Origin of the sequence: Streptomyces recifensis, from assembly GCF_002154615.1 — a bacterium.
GTDB lineage: Bacteria > Actinomycetota > Actinomycetes > Streptomycetales > Streptomycetaceae > Streptomyces > Streptomyces griseoluteus.
Genome location: NZ_MUNH01000481.1, coordinates 1 through 2,296, shown reverse-complemented (window position 1 = coordinate 2,296; position 2,296 = coordinate 1). Strand labels below are relative to the sequence as shown.

Below are 2,296 nucleotides of genomic sequence, written 5' to 3'. Positions count from 1 at the left end.
CTGTTGCCGAGGTCGCGCCGGGAGCGAGGAGGGGACATGGAGACGGAGGCCGAGGAGCCGCCCCGGCACCGGCGGACGTTCACCTTCCCCAGCGCGCTCACGGTGCTCGCCGTCGTCACGATCGCCGTCTGGCTGCTCGCCTTCCTCGTCCCGCCGGGCCAGTACGACCGGGACGCGGCGGGCGCCCCCGTGCAGGGGACGTACCACCGCGTCTCCTCCGGGGAGTCCGTCGTCGACCGGCTCAACGACCTCTTCCTCTCCCCGGTCAACGGGCTGTACGGGCTGAGGGACCCGAAAACCGGGCTGGTGGGGCCGGACCTGGCGGGGGAGCTGTACGGCGCGGCGGGGGTGTTCCTGTTCGTGCTGGCCATCGGCGCGTTCATCACCGTCGTGTTCGCCACCGGCGCGCTCGACCGGGGCATCGCCCGGCTCGCGCACCGGCTGCGGGAGCGGGGCGCGCTGCTGATCGCCGGGATCATGGTGGTCTTCTCGGTGCTCGGCACCGTGGAGGGCTTCGCCGAGGAGACCCTCGGCTTCTACGGCCTGATCGTGCCGCTGATGCTCGCCCTCGGCTACGACCGGATGGTGGCCGTCGGCACGATCATCCTGGGCGCGGGCATCGGCGTGCTGTGCTCGACGGTGAACCCCTTCGCCACCGGGGTGGCCTCCTCGGCCGCCGGCATCTCCCTCGGTGACGGCATCGCGCTGCGGTTCGTGATGTGGGTGGTGCTGACGGCGGTGACGGTCGCCTACGTCATCCGGTACGCCCGGCGGGTACGGCGGGACCCGGCCCGCTCCCTCACCGGCTTCCTGCCCGGCGACCGCGAGCACGCCACCGAGGCGCCGGACGCCGAGCCGGAACTGACCGGGCTGCACCGGGCGGTGCTGACCACGATGGTCCTGGTCTTCGCGTTCATGATCTTCTCCGTGGTGCCCTGGTCCAGCGCCCTCACCGGCAACGCGGACGCCACCCCGTACGCGTTCGAGCTGGACTGGTCCTTCCCGCAGCTCGCCGCGCTGTTCATCTGCGCGGCCGTGCTGGTCGGGCTGGTGGCGCGGATGGGGGAGCAGCGGCTCAGCTCCACCATCGTGCAGGGCGCGGCCGACTTCATCTCGCCCGCGCTGGTCATCGTGCTGGCCCGCGGCGTCACCGTGATCATGAACAACTCCAGGATCACCGACACCGTGCTGCACTCCATCGAGGGCGTGGTGCGGGGGACCTCGTCCGGTGTCTTCGCGGTCATCGTGTTCGTGGTGAACCTGCCGCTGGCCTTCCTGATCCCCTCCACCTCCGGCCACGCCACGCTCGCCATGCCGATCCTCGCCCCGCTGGCGGACTTCGCCGGGGTGTCCCGCGCGGTCGCGGTCACCGCCTGGCAGGCGTCCAGCGGCTGGATGAACCTGTGGGTGCCGACCACCGCCGTCGTCATGGGCGGTGTCGCGCTCGCCAAGGTGGGCTACGACAAGTACCTGCGGTTCGCGTGGCCGCTGCTGGCCGTGCTGTTCGCGCTGATCTGCGGGTTCCTCGCACTGGGCGCGGCGTTCACCTGACCGGACTGGCCTACCGTGAAGGGCATGGACGACAGCGGTGGTCTCGCCCGGCTGGACCGGCGCGTGAGCGAGTGCCGGGCCTGCCCGCGGCTGGTGGAGTGGCGCGAGGAGGTGGCCCGTACCAAGCGGGCCGCGTTCGCGGACTGGACGTACTGGGGGCGCCCGGTACCCGGCTACGGCCCCGCCGACGCCCGGCTGGCGATCATCGGGCTGGCGCCCGCCGCGCACGGCGGCAACCGCACCGGCCGCATGTTCACCGGCGACCGCTCCGGCGACGTGCTCTACCAGGCCCTCTACGACCTGGGCCTCGCCTCCCAGCCGACCTCCGTCGCCCTCGACGACGGGCTCGAACTGTACGGCGTCCGCGTCACCGCCCCCGTGCACTGCGCCCCGCCCGCCAACAAGCCGACGCCCGGCGAGCGCGACACCTGCCGGCCCTGGCTGGTGCAGGAGCTGAAGCTGCTCCGGCCGACGCTCCGGGCCGTCGTCGTGCTCGGCGCCTTCGGCTGGCAGGCGGCCCTGCCCGCGCTCACCGAGGCGGGCTGGACCGTACCCCGCCCCCGCCCCGCCTTCGGCCACGGCACCCACGTCCCGCTCGAAGGCGGCCTCGACCTCTACGGCTGCTTCCACGTCAGCCAGCGCAACACCTTCACCGGCCGCCTCACGCCCCGGATGCTCCGCGAGACCCTGGGGACGGCGGCCCGGGCGGCGGGGCTGGTCTAGGGTCTTTCGTTTGGATCAGGCC

At 72.9% G+C, this 2,296-nt stretch carries 2 protein-coding genes; both read left to right on the top strand.

Annotation, left to right across the window (positions count from 1 at the left end; translation table 11 throughout):
- Positions 1-36 precede the first annotated feature (36 nt).
- Positions 37-1,551, top strand: a complete 1,515-nt coding sequence (locus tag CCN33_RS23400) for a YfcC family protein (protein ID WP_086695481.1) — start codon at positions 37-39, stop codon at positions 1,549-1,551.
- Positions 1,552-1,575: 24 nt separating this feature from the next.
- The gene (locus CCN33_RS23395) at positions 1,576-2,274 is read left to right on the top strand and encodes a uracil-DNA glycosylase (protein WP_086695482.1); all 699 of its coding nucleotides are present in this window, start codon (positions 1,576-1,578) and stop codon (positions 2,272-2,274) included.
- Positions 2,275-2,296: the final 22 nt, after the last annotated feature.